Raw genomic sequence first — 18,245 nt, forward strand, 5'->3', positions numbered from 1 at the left:
TGAGCTGCCTGTCCGGCAGTGAACAACCCACGTTTTGCAGGATGCGCGGGCCTCAATTTCTGAGCTGCCTGTCCGGCAGTGAACCATATTTTTGGAGACGGGACTACTCCTGAAGATTTCTGAGCTGCCTGTCCGGCAGTGAACTAGCTACCCTCAATCTACTGGCCATATTTTTGTTTCTGAGCTGCCTGTCCGGCAGTGAACCAAAAACTATGTTTTCCGTGCTCGCACTTGCTTTTCTGAGCTGCCTGTCCGGCAGTGAACAAGGGCAAGGGCAAGGGCAAGGGCAAGTGCAATTTCTGAGCTGCCTGTCCGGCAGTGAACGATCGTCACCGTGTCTGCCGCACTGGTTGTCATTTCTGAGCTGCCTGTCCGGCAGTGAACGCTTGACCATGCCGTCGAGTTGTTCGGCATCGCGTTTCTGAGCTGCCTGTCCGGCAGTGAACTCTACGTGCTGCGCCGCGTGCCCGGCGCCGCTTTTCTGAGCTGCCTGTCCGGCAGTGAACTTTCGTTTAGCAACTGGGGCAGCATCTATCAATTTCTGAGCTGCCTGTCCGGCAGTGAACCGTCTCAACGTCGCCGGTCGGCGTGCCGTCAGTTTCTGAGCTGCCTGTCCGGCAGTGAACCGCCGCGCACGCGATTTGCGGCGCCGGTCCGATTTCTGAGCTGCCTGTCCGGCAGTGAACTGGTGGTTGTCGTTCTCTCAAACATCGCAGGATTTCTGAGCTGCCTGTCCGGCAGTGAACCCCGATACGCTGGCCTCAAATGCCCTGAATACTTTCTGAGCTGCCTGTCCGGCAGTGAACGATGGTCACTTTCTCGCGCTTACCGCCCAGATTTTCTGAGCTGCCTGTCCGGCAGTGAACAGAGAACGACAACCACCACTTCTTTCGATTTCATTTCTGAGCTGCCTGTCCGGCAGTGAACACTCGGTGCGGCCGTTTCATCTTCATCCGTGCTTTCTGAGCTGCCTGTCCGGCAGTGAACTCGGCGTCGAACGCCGGCGCCGCGGCGCGCCATTTCTGAGCTGCCTGTCCGGCAGTGAACGCGTCGGCTCCACCGGCACAAACTGCCAGCCTTTTCTGAGCTGCCTGTCCGGCAGTGAACGCCGCCGAGCTATACGCCGCAGCCACCGAGCCTTTCTGAGCTGCCTGTCCGGCAGTGAACTCTCGCAGCGCTGGTTCCGGCCGCATCACAGCTTTCTGAGCTGCCTGTCCGGCAGTGAACGCAATGAAGCATGCCGAACTGCAAGCCAGATTTTTCTGAGCTGCCTGTCCGGCAGTGAACCCGGTGTCACCGTCATCGGCGGCGGCCAAGGCTTTCTGAGCTGCCTGTCCGGCAGTGAACAAAGTAGTCGCGCAATGTCATGCCAAACCATGTTTCTGAGCTGCCTGTCCGGCAGTGAACCGAGCACATCTTTTGCCAACGCATCGGAATCATTTCTGAGCTGCCTGTCCGGCAGTGAACATCGGAAGTTGAAAACCTTCGCTCCCTTGTAGATTTCTGAGCTGCCTGTCCGGCAGTGAACGGGATTGCCGGGCGGCCCCGAGTCCGGAGATTTTTCTGAGCTGCCTGTCCGGCAGTGAACGAAGAAATTGCCGAGTCATTTGAGTTCTGGCGTTTCTGAGCTGCCTGTCCGGCAGTGAACTTCGAAACGTCCAATGCTTTGGCAATTTGTGTTTTCTGAGCTGCCTGTCCGGCAGTGAACGATCTCCGTTGAATGTTGTGGCATCAGGCTTATTTCTGAGCTGCCTGTCCGGCAGTGAACATCGTTACGCTTGTGCAGTCGGTTGGCCTACCTTTCTGAGCTGCCTGTCCGGCAGTGAACTTGTTGTGCAACACGCCCGGGCAGCGCGGATCTTTCTGAGCTGCCTGTCCGGCAGTGAACACCCAAAGCTTGATGCTCGATTGTTTGGTGAATTTCTGAGCTGCCTGTCCGGCAGTGAACACGAGGAAGGCCTCGCGGCCGCCCAGGCCGACTTTCTGAGCTGCCTGTCCGGCAGTGAACCTCGGTCCAGATCGCAAAAAAAATCGCTTCTATTTCTGAGCTGCCTGTCCGGCAGTGAACGGTACAGGGTACGCTGCGCGCTTGGCAGGGTTTTTCTGAGCTGCCTGTCCGGCAGTGAACGCCATCGCCCACTTCTGCGCGATGCATCGAATTTTCTGAGCTGCCTGTCCGGCAGTGAACGCCATCGCCCACTTCTGCGCGATGCATCGAATTTTCTGAGCTGCCTGTCCGGCAGTGAACGCTCGCTTCCGCTGCATCGGCGGCATCGACGTTTTCTGAGCTGCCTGTCCGGCAGTGAACGTCGTCGAAGAGTCCGCGCCTGCCGTCGGGTCTTTCTGAGCTGCCTGTCCGGCAGTGAACGTTTGCTTCGGCGCCTGCGGCGGCGTGTCGCTTTTCTGAGCTGCCTGTCCGGCAGTGAACTCGGGTGCCGGCTCGGCGCCGTGGAAGGCGCGTTTCTGAGCTGCCTGTCCGGCAGTGAACCGGCTGGACGGTGGGCGAATTCATGGGGCAGTTTTCTGAGCTGCCTGTCCGGCAGTGAACCTCGATGCGGCGGGCCTCTTGCCCAAAGAGCCTTTCTGAGCTGCCTGTCCGGCAGTGAACAAGAACGCGTTACCTTTAATGCTGCCGCCGCCCTTTCTGAGCTGCCTGTCCGGCAGTGAACTTGTTCGTGATGCCAAGGCGTTTGTCGAGTCGCTTTCTGAGCTGCCTGTCCGGCAGTGAACGCCTCACTGGGGCAAGCCCCAGCCCCCAGGACTTTCTGAGCTGCCTGTCCGGCAGTGAACCTTTTCTGCTTGTCGTAGGTGTGCAGGTTGTATTTCTGAGCTGCCTGTCCGGCAGTGAACAAACAGCGCTGCCGTCCTAGCTGCTGCAAATGTTTCTGAGCTGCCTGTCCGGCAGTGAACTTCGAAACGTCCAATGCTTTGGCAATTTGTGTTTTCTGAGCTGCCTGTCCGGCAGTGAACCGTACATGGACGCGCAGGGCGGCGCCATGAAATTTCTGAGCTGCCTGTCCGGCAGTGAACAATTTCTACCGGTCCAACCGGTTTAAGCCGTGTTTCTGAGCTGCCTGTCCGGCAGTGAACTCCTGTAATCCGGCTGGCCGATGGCGTGGTGATTTCTGAGCTGCCTGTCCGGCAGTGAACAAGTCAGCAGGTCATTGCAACATTGCGGCGGCTTTCTGAGCTGCCTGTCCGGCAGTGAACGGCATCCAAAGCGGCGAGCAGTTGCCCGCATTCTTTCTGAGCTGCCTGTCCGGCAGTGAACCCGCTATGCATTACCGTCCTTCTTTTGGCGTATTTCTGAGCTGCCTGTCCGGCAGTGAACAGTTTGCAGGGTCTTGATTGCAGCCTCGGCATTTTCTGAGCTGCCTGTCCGGCAGTGAACCGATCACTCAACCCAATTCATGCAGGCTTTGATTTCTGAGCTGCCTGTCCGGCAGTGAACGACCAATTGCGGGGCGCAAATCCTACGGAAGTTTTCTGAGCTGCCTGTCCGGCAGTGAACCGTGGTGGGCCTACGCCGCGCAACCTGGGCCTTTTCTGAGCTGCCTGTCCGGCAGTGAACGTCAAAGCTACGTCATTCGACGACCTGAGCGATTTCTGAGCTGCCTGTCCGGCAGTGAACAAGCTGGATGTCCGCTATGACGAGATGATTGCGTTTCTGAGCTGCCTGTCCGGCAGTGAACACGTACATCGTTCAGCCATCCAACTATCCAGCTTTCTGAGCTGCCTGTCCGGCAGTGAACGATCTGCTCTGGCGCAATGTTGCTTTCCGACTTTTCTGAGCTGCCTGTCCGGCAGTGAACGGCACAGGCTTTGAAAAACGAACTGCTGCGAATTTCTGAGCTGCCTGTCCGGCAGTGAACACTCGGCTTTGTGCTACTTGCTCGGCGAGCCGTTTCTGAGCTGCCTGTCCGGCAGTGAACATCGACCTGCAAGCCGGGGCACTGCGGGGAATTTTCTGAGCTGCCTGTCCGGCAGTGAACAGATGCCCAACAAATGCCGCCTGCTCGCTGTTTTTCTGAGCTGCCTGTCCGGCAGTGAACTGGCTGTGTCGGTGAATACACCCTTATCGGATTTTCTGAGCTGCCTGTCCGGCAGTGAACCGTAAAGCTGGTCACGCAAGACTTTGTTGACTTTTCTGAGCTGCCTGTCCGGCAGTGAACGACCTGACTATGTGCGACCTGATTTGCAAGATTTTCTGAGCTGCCTGTCCGGCAGTGAACTTAGAAGCTGCCGCCGACAAGTCTGGGCTCAATTTCTGAGCTGCCTGTCCGGCAGTGAACGATTCGTGCAACTCAGTTGCCATTGCGGCCAGGTTTCTGAGCTGCCTGTCCGGCAGTGAACTCGGCGGGTTTTTCGTTTCCGAAGCCCCGACGTTTCTGAGCTGCCTGTCCGGCAGTGAACGATTAGCGCGTGATCACGCTGGATGGCCGTAATTTCTGAGCTGCCTGTCCGGCAGTGAACGCTGACGGCAGTAAACGGGCACAACCTGACACTTTCTGAGCTGCCTGTCCGGCAGTGAACTCGCGCAGGATTAGCGCGTGATCGCGCTGGATTTTCTGAGCTGCCTGTCCGGCAGTGAACATGCAATGAGCGGCGGCTATCTGGCCACATTTTTTCTGAGCTGCCTGTCCGGCAGTGAACTGGCGCCCTTTGCCTCGCGCAGTTCTTTGTCTTTTCTGAGCTGCCTGTCCGGCAGTGAACAGCTTGTGGACAGTGCTTTGCGTGCTTTGGTCTTTCTGAGCTGCCTGTCCGGCAGTGAACACTGACTGAGGCTAGTGCGACATGATGATTGATTTCTGAGCTGCCTGTCCGGCAGTGAACTGCGGCGCTTCTTGCGGAATGGCTCGCTTGATTTTCTGAGCTGCCTGTCCGGCAGTGAACAGCGAAGAGGACAAGGCAAAGCTCCGCGCCGATTTCTGAGCTGCCTGTCCGGCAGTGAACATGTAGCATCCGCCATTGATGCGATTGCGCCATTTCTGAGCTGCCTGTCCGGCAGTGAACCTAGATGTTCGCCACGGTCGCGCATCCTGAACTTTCTGAGCTGCCTGTCCGGCAGTGAACGTCGCCCCAAGTCATTCAGAGTTGGCGCAAATTTTCTGAGCTGCCTGTCCGGCAGTGAACTCAACGCGATCAACTGATGGGCGCATCGGACTTTTCTGAGCTGCCTGTCCGGCAGTGAACGCCGAGCCGACCTTGTTTGTCCTGATGCTTCCTTTCTGAGCTGCCTGTCCGGCAGTGAACCGCAGTATTTCATTGTCGGGCATGGGCATGTTTTTCTGAGCTGCCTGTCCGGCAGTGAACCTCCCATCTCGAAGAGCGCCCAGTTTCCGGGCTTTCTGAGCTGCCTGTCCGGCAGTGAACACGTACAGATCGCCGTCTACTTCGGCGATCATTTTCTGAGCTGCCTGTCCGGCAGTGAACAGCGAGCAGGCGGCATTTGTTGGGCATCTCACTTTCTGAGCTGCCTGTCCGGCAGTGAACGGCCTAACGGCGGAAGCTGCGGGCCATTCAAGTTTCTGAGCTGCCTGTCCGGCAGTGAACGCCAGCGTGTCGAGTTAAAGCCTGATGACCACTTTCTGAGCTGCCTGTCCGGCAGTGAACATCAAACGTGCGAACGTCATGGCACAACTTCATTTCTGAGCTGCCTGTCCGGCAGTGAACTTGACCGAACCACTCGGTCCATGCTTTGTGTTTTTCTGAGCTGCCTGTCCGGCAGTGAACAGTCGTGATGACGTAGAAGTCGCCTCGAGATATTTCTGAGCTGCCTGTCCGGCAGTGAACGTCAGGCTGCAACACGCGCCTGTTTCGACCCTTTTCTGAGCTGCCTGTCCGGCAGTGAACGGACGGGCACACCACGCCCGAGAAATACGAGCTTTCTGAGCTGCCTGTCCGGCAGTGAACTGCGGATGAATTCGACTTCCTCATCCTTGAATTTTCTGAGCTGCCTGTCCGGCAGTGAACAGGCGTCAATCAATGCGCCTACTTGCACATCATTTCTGAGCTGCCTGTCCGGCAGTGAACGGTGAATCAGAATATGGATTCAAGACTCAGATTTTCTGAGCTGCCTGTCCGGCAGTGAACGCAAAGATGAGCGCACGAATCAAGATCCACGTTTTCTGAGCTGCCTGTCCGGCAGTGAACACCGTAGACCTCGCCAAATTGGCCGCCTTGCGTTTCTGAGCTGCCTGTCCGGCAGTGAACGAGTGAAAGCAAGCGGCGGCACGTCGCTACTCTTTTCTGAGCTGCCTGTCCGGCAGTGAACGCCCACCGGGCCTCATCAACCTTGTTGTCATATTTCTGAGCTGCCTGTCCGGCAGTGAACCCCTCATTTGTTGGCAAAGTCGTCGTGCGTCATTTCTGAGCTGCCTGTCCGGCAGTGAACCTCCCATCTCGAAGAGCGCCCAGTTGCCGGGTTTTCTGAGCTGCCTGTCCGGCAGTGAACGCGGACATCCAGCTTTTCAAACAGTTGCCGTGATTTCTGAGCTGCCTGTCCGGCAGTGAACGCTGATGATCTTGTTGACCCCCACCCGTGTCATTTCTGAGCTGCCTGTCCGGCAGTGAACCCACTGGCGTTGGCCTGGGCGAACGCCACCATTTTCTGAGCTGCCTGTCCGGCAGTGAACGTCCATTTGCACGGGCATGGGGCTCTTGGACATTTCTGAGCTGCCTGTCCGGCAGTGAACATCTCGGCGCTTTCCTTTTGCCTGCGCTTGCATTTCTGAGCTGCCTGTCCGGCAGTGAACCTGCGAACAGGTGGAAATGGCGAATTTCGGTTTTTCTGAGCTGCCTGTCCGGCAGTGAACGGCTGGCCAGAACTTGGATCTGCTGCCGGGCTTTTCTGAGCTGCCTGTCCGGCAGTGAACGCTGAACGACTCCAGCGCCGAGGCCCGGTCATTTTCTGAGCTGCCTGTCCGGCAGTGAACCCGCAGACAAGCCTCAGAAGCTGTTCGACGGCTTTCTGAGCTGCCTGTCCGGCAGTGAACCGCTGCAGCGCGCTGTGGGTGCCGTGCCCGATTTTCTGAGCTGCCTGTCCGGCAGTGAACAGTGCACCGAAAGATGGGCGCTTTGGCGCATTTTTCTGAGCTGCCTGTCCGGCAGTGAACTAAGCGGAAAACCCAGCAAGCCATTCTCCCACTTGCATTTCCCCCAATTACCACCCCACCAACCCTTTTCAAAACGAAACGCGCAAGTGCTTGATTCATAAGCGCTTGCGCGGGGTGGTGAAAAAAGGGTCGTTCGGTGCGTTGGGCCGTCAGAACCAGGGCGTGGTGTTGACTGGGCTCAGCCCGTAGGCGTTGAAGCGGCCCTCCTTGACTTCGGCCTGGGGGGCGCCTAACTCAAAAAATAGCCGGAACGTTTGGCCCGTGCTGGCGCTGCGCAATTGCACAAAGGGCAGGTTCAGCAGTTCGGCCGCACTGTCGGGTACGCGGGCCAGGGCTTCGGCTTCGGTCAAACCGTGTCGCTTCATTTGCCGCCTGCGCAGGCGTGCGGGGTTGCTCTTGGCTTGCACGCGGCGCAGCCGGCGATGCTCGGCCGTGGCCGGCACTTCCAGGAGGTCATGGACGATGACATGCTCTCGCACGGCACCCAGCCAGTGACCGGCGGCGATTTGAGTGAGCGTTTGCGCAGGGCCGACCAGGCGCATCACGCGGCCCAACTGAGCCGGCCTTGCCTGGTAGCCCGGGAAGGCCAGGCCTACGTCCTCGGCCTTCAGCTCCGCCAGCCGTAGATGCACCCTGCCGTACAGCGCGGCCATCAGCAAATGCGGTGGGAACTCGGGGTCGGGCCGGAGTTGGATGTCGAAGTAGTGAGCCATGGCGCTGCTCACTCCTTGCCGGCATCGCCGAACACGCCGCCACGGATCAGCGTCGCCATGACGAAGTGCTGTTGCTCCACGGCAGGCACCTTGTCCTTCAGCAACCAGCCGTCAAGCAGGTTGTAGAAGTCCAGCTTGTCGGTTGGGCGGCGGCAGGCCTTGCCCAGCGTGGTGACGGAGCCGTAGGGTTCCACGGCGATGGGGCCCAGCTCAGCCACATCAGGGTGCCAGGTGTCCACGGTGCGCAGGGCGTTGCCCAGCTTTTGCGAGTGCATGCCTGCTACGCCGTTGACGCTGTACAGCGTCTTGCTCTTGCCGCTGCTGGCTTTGTCCAGAATCAGCTCCTGCGAGGGGTAGACCTCTTGCCCAGCACCCAAGCGCACGTGGGCGGTGACTTGCAGCAGCACATGGCTTTGGCCGGCCAGACCCTGGGCGATCAAGGCGCCCAAGGCTTGCAGGGGCACGGCATTGGCGCCGGTGGCTTCAAAGTCGCGGGTGGAGAGGCTGAGGCCATCAAATGTCCAAGTGCTGGCGGCCGACCCTTGCACCATGTGCTGCACCTGTACTTCCACCTGCTCTGCGCCCATGCGGTTGCGCCACAGGAAGCGGCCGTTGGCGATGTTGTGGGCGTAGCGGCGGGCCAGCTCGCCATAACCCTGACCCTGTACGTAGCCTTGCACCGTGGCCAAGAGCTTGGTTTGGTACTCGGCGTTGTTGCAGGCCGAAGGGGTGCCCGCGCCGCCCAGCACGCGCAGGCTGAACACGACCTTCAGTGTGTCCGCATCGGCGGGCAGGGTGGCGGTGTCCACCGTTTGCAGGTTGGGATTTTGAATGGCCGCGTCCAGCTTGCCGGGGTCTTGGTCTTTGGTCTTGAGGCGGTTAGAAATGGTGCCGCGCACCGATTTCTCACGCACCGTCACGGGCGCCCAAGCTGCAAGCGTGCCACGTTGATCCCATGCGCCGGCGAAGAAAACAGCGTCAGACGGGTCCAGCTTGCGTTCGAATGCGAGGACGGAAGCGGTCTTGAGGTTGGATGCAGTAGCCATTTTTTGAAACTCCAAAAATTTTCGAATAACGTGAAAGTCAGGCGGCAACCGTGTCGGACACGGCTTGCGCTTCATCAGCGTGGGTGGGTGTGGCGGGCTTGAACTTGTTGCGGCAGCGGTAGAGGCGTGGGTCGACGCCCTCGTCTGTTGGTTGCGCGTACCAGAACAAATCGTCCAAGTCCTGCAGGCGATGCGGGCTGATCCATTGCCCGATGGACCAGATGGAGTCAACAAAGCGGAAGGGCGTGACCCTGTCGCGTGCGTTGGCCACGCTGCCGGGTTCATGCAACTCAGACAGCCCCGCATAGCCCACGGGGATGGGCACGGTCCAGCCCTCGCGCGGGTCGGTGACCCAACTCACCGTGTCTTCACCCTTGTCATTGGTCGCCTGCACGGCGCGATGATTCAGGCGCGACAGGTCAAGCCAGGCGTCCAAGGTGGTGGCGTCGGGCTGCTCGGCTTGCAGAGTCGTCAAACGCTGGCTCAGCAAATCGTCGCGTGAGACCAAGGCAAAACCGGGCAGCCAACGGCGGGCCATGCGGCGGAACTGCTGGCGCTGCGCATCCGGGTCGCCTTGGAGCATCATCAGCGCTGGGCGTGGCACGCGGCGCTGCTGCATGGGCAGTGCAGGCATCACGCTGCCACCGGCAAGACGCATGCCTGCTGCCAGATGAGCAATTTGCTCGGCCAGGGCTTGCCGCTCAGCGTCACTGATTTGGCCTGCGGTGAGCACCACATCAAACACCAGAGTGATTTCCAGGTGCACCCGGCCTTCTTCCACAATGCCTGCCGTGCTGCCATCGGCCAGCACCGGGTTGCGGGTGAGGTGAAAGGCGCGGGTGTAGCCCTCGGTCGTGACCTGGGCTTCAAAGCCATGGCAGATCACGCCCAGCTTGTAGAACTCAATGCCCGCGTCCCGTCCAAGGCGGCGTTCCAGCGCCGTCATGAAGCCCAGAAAAGCAGACATGGCCGGGAAGCCCCAAGTCAGCGGGCTGGAAATGGCGTTGGCGTTTTGCACCCGCAGGCGGGGCAGCACCAGCAGTGCATTGATGGGTGGTGGCATGTTGTGTGCATCCTGACTCATGCAGCCTCCCGCGCTTGCGCTGCAAATTCTTCGCGGGCCAGCTTGCGCCAGAACAAGAACTCCGGGTCGCCCACCGGCAGCGGGTCATATAACTGGGCGTTGACCCAACGTGCAAAGTCAGCGGCTACTTGCTCTGAAGCTTCTTCGGTGGCCGCTTCACTGAGTGCTTGCGCTGCATCAGGGTCTAACCAAAGGCACTGGGCGGCGGGCAGCTCGCAGTCCTCGCTAGCGGACCAGCCAGGGCTCAGCGTCAGCAGCTCCGCCTGGTATTGCAGCAACTCGTCGATCAGGCGGATGACATGGCCACGTACCTTGTCGCGGGTCGCCACATTGGCGGGCGGCTCATCTTTCAGGAAGAGCTTCAAGGCCACGGCCTGCTGCCTGGCCTCGGTTCGCCGCCCATAGGCTTTGAAAAGGCTGTCCGCATGCAGCGGCGGGCGCACTTGGGCGGACTTCCAAACGGGCGGCAGCGAGGCCAGCATGCAGTTGTCACCGCGCCGCTCGCTGTTGAGCTGGCTGATGTTTTGTGGCTTGGTGCCGCCCAGTTTTTGAATCGCCAGATTGGGGTACTCGCGCACGGGGCGGGCGTGGGCTTCAACGGCCTTGCGCGCGGCTCGGGCCGCTTTGGCGTCTTCGCTGAAGCGGTCGTCCTGCAGTGCTTGGTACACGCGGTGAACCAGCGAGGTGGGGTAGAGCGGTGCGAGCAGGTGAAACGACTGTTCATCGTGCGGGTCGTCGCCAACCAGCCAATACAACTGCTTGGCGTTGGTGTGGCTGCTGGGCTTGCCGCGTGGTGTCGCTAACGCTGCAAATGATTGCAGCCAGTCTTTGCCCTTGGCCGGGTCGTCACTCAGGGCAGCGGCCAGGTCAGCGTCGCCGCTGACTGCCAAGTCCAACAGAGTCTTGCCGCCGTGGCTCAGCTTGAGCAGTTTGTACACGTCCAGCGCGGCGGCATTGCCCACCACATCGGTGTCGTACTGCGCACCCAGGCTGTGGCTGCCAAGGGCATCGGTGGCAGGCAATTGCCCCGGCTCGCAATACAGGCTGCTGCCTTTGGCATCCGGGTGTATGGGTTTGAGCGAATGTGTCACCGCCTGAATCTGGCTCACGCGGCGAGCCGCGTCTTCCAGCCAGACGGCAGGGATGAACTGCGCATGCAGTTCGGATCGTTTGGGGTCTTCTGGCGCAAGCTTTTCCAGCTTGTCGTCCCGGCGTTGCCGTAGAAACTCCGCGATCACTTCTCGGATGGCTAGAGTCCTGTTGGCGTCATTCAATGACATGGCAATTCCCTTTGGGTTGATGAATGGCTATTTCTGTGGTGACGATGGTTTTGGTGGCTTACTCCCTTCTCTTTGCGAATCCCAATGCGGGATGCGATTGCCAGCCGGCGCTGCTCTCTGGCGCACTCAAAATGGCAAAGCGTTTGGCGCAGTTGCGTAGGTCGATGTCGAGGTCGGCAGCCAGTTGGGTCAGCTCCGCCATGGCATCCACCACCCCCCAGGGTTGGATGCCTGAGCCTTGAACTGCTGTGCCAGGCAAGGCGGTGTGTTCGCCGCGTTCAACCTCCACAAACAGCTTGTCGCTCTGGCGCCCCTGGCGGTTCTCCAGCACCTTGTGCAGCACCAGCCTTTCCCCGTCTTCATCGGGCAAAAAGACCAATGCTTGCTCCTTGCGGCCCTTGTCATTGCGGAAGCGTTGCTGCTGAGGAATCACGCCCGTGAGCAAGGCGTCGGCTGCGGGCAGATGCCACCAGCTGCTGGCGTTGGTGTGTCCAAATTCGGCGCTTGCGGCGCCGGAGCTTCTGGCGCGGCCACCCGCCGTAGGTAGTTTGGGAGTCTCAACGGGTGCCAGCATTTGAGCGCGCATGCGGGCGTGTTCGAGATCGGCCCAGCGGTGCTGGGCCTGTAGCTGCGCAACGGCTGGCGCCTGGATGCGAGGGCTGGCGTCCAGCGTGGTGTGGGGCGCCAGGGGCAGCAGCACACGCACATCGTGCTGAGCCAGGCGGAAAGGGCCGTCGTCCTTTTCAAATCCGGGCCAGAGAAAGGCGGCCTTGTTCGGGCTGGTGTAGTGCCGCAGGTTGTGGCTGAAGACATGCACATTGGCGGTGTCGCAGGGCTCGGCGCGATGCCTGCGCACGCGGCCAAGTAACTGGATGAGTGAGCGCAGCGAAGAGGGTTCGACCACGGCCCAGTCGTAGTCGTGATCTCGCCCCACCTCACAAACGGGCGAGCCCAGCACGATGAATACGTGGTCCAGATCGGCGTGGCCGTCCAGGTGGGTGCGTATGCCGGCAAGCTCAAATACATCGTTAGGTCGATGGCGTTTGAGCGAGGCATCCAGCTGGCGTTCTATGGCTGAGCGCACAAACAGTGGAAAACGTGAGTGGTACACGCACAGGTGGATGCGCAGGCCCTCGGGCGCACCCAGGCCGTACAAGGCCAGGGCGGTGTCGTGGATGCGCTCAATATTGGCCATGCGGATGAGGCCAAAGCTCACGCGCTTGCCGCTGTGCGGGTCCATGCTGTGGTGCTCAGCGTGCAAGGCCAAGGCAGACTTCAAGGCGGCAGCAGCAAAGGCCTGGGCCGCAGCGGGTTTGGCCTTGGGGATGTTCAACAGCGGCACAAAGGCCAGGCGGCGGCGGGGCAGGGCCGCCGCTTCGGCCAGGCGCTGCAGGCGCTTGCCGACAAAGGCCTGATGAGCCTGCTCAAAACTGGCGGCATGGGCGCAGTGGGCGTGCTCGCGATTGAATTCATCGATCCATAGGCAGGCCACGGCGGGCGCAGCGGCCGCGTCGGGCCGCTCGCTGCGGTTGGCTTGAAAGTGCTGGCGCCCATTGAGATAGGCCTCAAACAAGCCATGGATCAAGGCGGGCGGCAGGGTGGCGGATGACAGCAGCACCCGTGCGCCTAACAGGCCGGCCCAATGCACCAGGCGGGTGAGTGCGGGCAGGTCGTCGATGTCAAAGTCGTCAATCTCGTCCAGCACCAAGTCGCCGCTTAGCAGGCGCAGCATGGGCGCGATCTGGCGGCCACCGCGTTGGCTCTCGGTGGCGGGGGTGAGGTGGTCTACCGTGCACACCAGCACGGGGGCCACCAGCAGGCTGCGCACCTGTGGGTCAGCCACGGCGCGGCGCAGCAAGGGGTGCTGGTCGTGCTGGCCTTCAAACAGCACATGGCCTTCCTCGCCTTCAAACAAGCCCATGCGCGAGGCCGAACCGCTGGCTTCGGCCTGCTGCTCAAAATGGTCAAACAGCGTGCGGCTGGCCGCGCCGCCGACGCGGATGGCTAACTCATCGTCGCCCAGGCTGAGCAGCTTTCTGAAGGCCTGGCCGGTTTGCAGGGTCAGCGTGCGCAAGCCCATGGCAAAGGCGCAGCGCATGCCTTGGGCCGGGTCGGCCAGTGCATACATCACCCGTGCATTGGCCAGCGTTTTGCCGCAGCCGGTGGAGGCCATATTGACGATGAAGGCGCCGTGCCTGGCACTGTGCAGGCGCTGGCTGGCGGCCAGATCGGCAGCCTTGTTTTGCCAGTCGTAGCGTGCCTCGGTGCTACGCTGCTTCAGGGCACGGTGCTTGCCAAGCCGGGGCAAATGCTGTTCAAAGCGGGGCAAAAAGCGCGCCACCTCGGCCCCATGCTGGGCAACGCCCACCAGGTGTTCGGCCAGTGTTTGATTGGGCTTGCTGCCACTGCGGGTGTTGGCCAGCAGGGGGTGGGCGGCTTGGTCCTTGATCGTGATGCGGCCTTCTTGGGGCTTGCCGCTTGAATCCACCGTCAAGCTGGAATAGTGGTGGTCGGCCAGCATCAAGCACAGGCGAGACAGATGCAGCACAAAGGGGTTGCTCATCACGCTCTGGGCGCTGGCCTGTGTGGCGTGGCGAAGCAGGCGCTGGGCCACGCGGGCGGCACGGTGTTGCCACTCGGGCGTGGTGACGCTCAAGCCTTTGGGGAATTGCCAAAAGGGCTTCAGCGCGAGCGTGGTGGCGTCTTTGAATGCGGGCTCGTTCCAGTTGGCCTCCACATTGCGCAGCACGTTGACCAGGAACGAGCTTTGAAAACCGTCGCCCGGAAAAATCGGCAAGCGGTGGTGGGTGACGATCAACCAGCCCAGGGCTTGGGCCAAAGGCGCGTTTTTGAGGGTGACAAAGGGCGATGTGTTTATGAGGCCGGGCTGATCGGTGTGGAGCCGGTTCAGCCAGCGGGCCTGGTCGGCCTCAGTTGGGGCAGCCAGGCGAGCCAGCCAACTGGCATCGTCGTCCTCGCCCACAAAGGCTTCAAACAAGCGCAGCGACGCCCATTCGTGACGCACCAGGTTTTTGCCGTCTAACTTTCCATCCAAGCGCATCTGAAAGGCCTGGGTGGCCTTGCCCAGATCGTGCAGCAGGCCGGCCAGATCGGTGAGCAGTTGGATCAACTCGCCGCTGTGCCACTGGTTTTGGTCGGCTTCCTTCAAGATGTTCCTGCGCGTGGTGTTGGTCGGCACCGCCCCTTCATCGTTGAACCTTTGCCGGTCGCCCACCACCCACAGCAGCTCGCTGCGGTCTATGCCGCGAATCCAGTGGCAGGCGACGGCGGTGTTCTTGCGGGCGGTTTTGCGCAGCAGCTTTTTGAGGGTGTCCAGGCCGTCTTGGGTGATGGCGGTTTGCCAGCTGCGGTCGCCGCGTCGCTCGGCAAATTGGTCGAGGATGCGGCGGCTTTCCGTTAAGGCCCGCTTGTCGCATTGGGAGACGAGGAACACATTCATGCGGCGCCTCCGGTCTTGGCGGCCTGACCTTGCTGGACGGCGATTTCTTTGAGCGAGTCGATCATGAAGTCCAGCGCCTCGGTGCGGGCAAAGGCCTGGATGCAGGCTTGGCGGAACTCTTGTTCGCTGTCCCCACGTTTGGCGCTGATGAAGGCCTGCGGCAGGATGGTGGCGTCTTTGATGAGGTCGGCCGCGTCAAACACCAGGCCGCCGCGCCGGGTCTTGCCATGCAGCACGGCCAAGCCATGCGGCAGGCCCAAGACCCAGGTCGCCGTGGCGGCGAGGCCGTAAGCGAGGTAGTTGCCGTGGTCAAGGAACTGGTTGGCCGCGTCGGTGCTGTTGCCCCTTTTGGCGCGGGTGAACTCGCCAAAGCCGGTAGCCGCGCAGGCCTGAGCGTAAAGCTGCTTGGTCAGGCGCGCTTCTTCGGTCAGCAGGGCCGTGGTGTCGGGGGCGGCTTGCACCCGCGCCTGGCTGGCTTGCGCCATCTGGTTCAGCGCGGCCTCATCGATGGTAAAGCCCTGTTCCTTGAGGCTGCGGGCGCCGCACCATTGCCGGGCGACACGCTCCAAACGCCGCTTTTGCAGGGACTTGGCTGCGGCCAGCCGGTGCGCGTCATCAAACCAGAATCTGACCCAGTGCTGCAGATACTCGGTGGGCCGGTACTCGCTTTGGGGCTGCAGCCAGAGGGTGTCCAGCTCCTGCTCGGCTGCCGCGAACAGCGGGGTGCCGCCGCCACCGCAAAAGCCCACCAGCACACCAGCCTTGGCCAGCTCCCGCATCGCCGCCTGGGTGACGGAGGTGCCCGTGCCCAGCAAAACCGAGGTGGTGTTGGCGATGGGGATGTTCCAGTACAGGGACTGCTTGCCCTGCTCGGTTACATATTCCACCCGGCCGCCGTTGACCAGCACACGGCAATGCTCCAGGTAATACACATTGGTGCGCTTGGAGTGCAAGATTGTTTTCAGATCCGACGAATGAATGGATTCCATTGTGCAATTGCAAGTGACTCAACGATTGACCCTGTGCTTTGGATTCAGGATGCCAGACTACTGGCTCACTGAGTGAGCCAGGTTGATGGGGGCTTTTACCAAAACAAACACCCTCTGAGGGTGCAAAGCCTTGGGTTTGCTGTGAATGTGGTGCGTCTCAGTCGTTGTGGCGACGGTCACGTTTTTGGGCCACAAACGGCACTGCGCAGCGGGGATGTCCAGTAGGTGCCGAGTGACCGCGGATACGGAATCAAAGCGTGACAGCACTGGTCAATACGGCGACCTGGTCGGTTGCCTGTGACGAACCCTCATGTGAATGGGGTCAAGTCTTGCACCGTTTCAGCGTGAGCACCTGAAGTTTCAGGGGACGCAGCTAAATTCAATCAGTGTCGGGGCTCCTCCACTGTTTGCCCCGGCCTGGCGCTGAAACACCCGTGCCAGTCACTCCCTAACGCACAACCGCGCCAGGGGCGGGAGTCGTCAAAGTGGTGATGTTGAACGTCAACTCCATATTGCCGCGGCGTTTACCGGTGTTGGGGTGGCGTTCCATGATGCCGTCGCCGACGTATTTCAGGTGGTCGATCAAGGTATTGCCTTGCGGGCCTTCGGGGGTTTCGGGTGTGATGGGGCCGAGGCGGGTTTCGATCTTCTTCAGGGTGGCAGCCCAGACTTTTTTGTCAGGATAACGCTGGGCTGTCAGGCGGATGGCACAGCTGTCGGCTTGCAACTCTTGTGCTTCGGTGAAATTGACGAACAATCTTTTCAGTGACGAGGCATAGGCCACCAGGGTCGCGGGATTGTGGGTGGCGGCGTTGGACATCAGCTTGCGCAGGCCGTCGATGGAGTCGATACCGTCGGCCAGCCGGGCCTGGTACACCCGGGTTTCGTGGCGCTGCAGCACGTGCGCAACCTCATGCGCCATCACGAAGTAAGCGAAGTCACGATCAGCGCCTTTCTTGAACAAATCCCGGTCCACTTGCACGATGCCGCCCGGCAGTGCGGACGCGTTGCCGTAGCTCTTGGTCAAGACCTTGACTTGAAAGTCGTAGGGCAGGGGCTTGGGCAAATCTTTGACGATGTCGGCGAGCATGGCGCGGGCTTCGGCATAGGTGCGTTGGCTGTCTTTGTTTTTGTTTTCGTCCAGCACGTCGCCGTCATTGAGCATCTGCTGGCCCAGCGCCAACTCCGCTTCCATGGGCAGCCAATTGAGGTGGCGGGCCGCGAGCTTGACGATATCGTTGATGGCCATTGGCTTTTTGTTCTGGCCTTGCAGTTGTTCCAAAAAGGCACTGAGCTTGAGCTTGGCGGCAAGCACCGCCAATGACGCCGCGTTGTCGCCGATGCCGAAGGGTTGGACCATGGTTTTGCACTGGGGGTCCAGCACCACATCCGAGGTGCGCGACCAGCTCTCGATGTCAATGATGTTGAAGCCCTCGTTGCGTGGCTTTTCGGCGTTACGTTCGCTGGGCTCTGCAGCGCTTGCGGCGGTGTCAGGCGCCTTGGCATCGGCGGGCCCGGGTTTGAATCGGTTGAAGAACGAACCAATGGCGCCGAGCACGCTTTCCCCCGGCGAGGAGGCCGCCGTTGATGGGGCACTGGCGGCCTCGGGCGTTTCTTGTGTTCCCAGCGTTTGCGCCTGAGCGATGGCGTACGCAGGGACGATGCCAAGCAAGGCCACGGCAATCGGCAGTGCCCATACGCGTTGGCGAAGATGCGGCCCGTCGTTCAGCATTTGCCGTGCATTGCGTGTCATGTCTTGCCTTGCTTTGCGTGGAGGGAGAAGGGGCGGGTTGGGGTTCAAAGGCCGTTGTCGCGGCGCAAGTCGGCCAGGATCTGGTCGCGGTCGGCGTACAACTCGGCGTCGTCAAAGATGGCGGCCAGGTAGAGCTGTTGGGTTGCGGGGCTCAGCGCCGCGCCTTCCAGCGCGGTGATGCGGGACAGCACCAAGGTGCTTTCCTCACGCTCCAGGGTCTCGAAGCTGCCTTTGTAGCTGCCCTTTCGAGTCACCAGCACCCACTCATAGGTCTCGCCAAACTTCAATTGCGTGGCTGGCACCAGGATGCGCTTGCTGCCTGGGTTGCTGATGCTGAATATCAGTTGATTGCCGCTGCGAATCTGCAGGCCCAAGACGCCCTCGGCCGCCACAGCGTCCAGCTTGAACTCAAGCCCTTGCAGCGTGATGAGTACTTTGCCCGTCGGCAGGCCGGCGGGTGGCGGCGTGTCGAAGCGTTTGCCGCCTGTTTTGGCGCTGGACAGCATGGTGTTCCACACCGAGGTCAGCGACTTGGCGCTCAACCCCGGCACGGCCACGCAGGGGTTGGAGCGGGCGACCTCATCGGCCAAGGTTTGTCCTTTGGCGGAGGGAGGGGCCTTCAAGCTCAGGCTGCAATCCGGCCGAGGGCTCTGTGCTGTGGCAACGCCGGGTGATGTGAGCGTTAGCAATGTCGCGGTGGCCAGGGCGCAGCCCAAGCCTAGCGCGGCGGCGGCACAACCCTTGAGGGGTGAAATGAGGGTAAGACAGTAGTTGGGGCTTGATCGCTTCATGATGTCCTGGCTGA

General features: G+C 60.7%; 8 protein-coding genes and 1 CRISPR repeat array (1 of these 9 running past the window's edge). All 8 genes read right to left on the minus strand.

The annotated features are described in order from the left end of the window. Window positions 1-7,115: direct repeats of the CRISPR family, unit length 28 nt; unit sequence TTTCTGAGCTGCCTGTCCGGCAGTGAAC; it begins 2,107 nt to the left of the window's first position. 149 nt (window positions 7,116-7,264) lie between these two features. The 8 genes from cas6f to PRZ01_RS04175 all read right to left on the minus strand — a co-directional run bounded on the left by cas6f (window position 7,265) and on the right by PRZ01_RS04175 (window position 18,231). Further along, window positions 7,265-7,828, minus strand: a complete 564-nt coding sequence (cas6f, locus tag PRZ01_RS04140; RefSeq protein WP_273595497.1) for a type I-F CRISPR-associated endoribonuclease Cas6/Csy4 — start codon at window positions 7,826-7,828, stop codon at window positions 7,265-7,267. Between the two features lie 8 nt (window positions 7,829-7,836). After that, window positions 7,837-8,874, minus strand: a complete 1,038-nt coding sequence (csy3, locus tag PRZ01_RS04145; protein ID WP_273595499.1) for a type I-F CRISPR-associated protein Csy3 — start codon at window positions 8,872-8,874, stop codon at window positions 7,837-7,839. A 37-nt stretch (window positions 8,875-8,911) separates the two neighbouring features. Further along, the gene (gene csy2, locus PRZ01_RS04150) at window positions 8,912-9,937 is read right to left on the minus strand and encodes a type I-F CRISPR-associated protein Csy2 (protein WP_273595500.1); all 1,026 of its coding nucleotides are present in this window, start codon (window positions 9,935-9,937) and stop codon (window positions 8,912-8,914) included. Between the two features lie 17 nt (window positions 9,938-9,954). Continuing rightward, the gene (csy1, locus tag PRZ01_RS04155) at window positions 9,955-11,238 is read right to left on the minus strand and encodes a type I-F CRISPR-associated protein Csy1 (RefSeq protein ID WP_273595501.1); all 1,284 of its coding nucleotides are present in this window, start codon (window positions 11,236-11,238) and stop codon (window positions 9,955-9,957) included. Between the two features lie 58 nt (window positions 11,239-11,296). Then, window positions 11,297-14,698: a type I-F CRISPR-associated helicase Cas3f gene (cas3f, locus tag PRZ01_RS04160; RefSeq protein WP_273595502.1), complete on the minus strand. Its 3,402-nt coding sequence runs from the start codon at window positions 14,696-14,698 to the stop codon at window positions 11,297-11,299. After that, window positions 14,695-15,687 carry a type I-F CRISPR-associated endonuclease Cas1f gene (gene cas1f, locus PRZ01_RS04165; RefSeq protein WP_273595503.1) on the minus strand — a complete coding sequence of 331 codons (993 nt, stop codon included), beginning with the start codon at window positions 15,685-15,687 and terminating at the stop codon, window positions 14,695-14,697. Before cas1f ends, cas3f begins: the two co-directional genes overlap by 4 nt. Window positions 15,688-16,135: 448 nt before the next feature. Next, window positions 16,136-17,440: a M48 family metalloprotease gene (locus PRZ01_RS04170; protein WP_273595504.1), complete on the minus strand. Its 1,305-nt coding sequence runs from the start codon at window positions 17,438-17,440 to the stop codon at window positions 16,136-16,138. 44 nt (window positions 17,441-17,484) lie between these two features. Beyond that, on the minus strand, window positions 17,485-18,231 hold the full coding sequence (locus tag PRZ01_RS04175; protein ID WP_273595505.1) for a hypothetical protein: 747 nt from the start codon (window positions 18,229-18,231) through the stop codon (window positions 17,485-17,487). Window positions 18,232-18,245: the final 14 nt, after the last annotated feature.

It is taken from the genome of Roseateles koreensis (assembly GCF_028595305.1).
Taxonomy (GTDB): domain Bacteria; phylum Pseudomonadota; class Gammaproteobacteria; order Burkholderiales; family Burkholderiaceae_C; genus Paucibacter_A; species Paucibacter_A koreensis.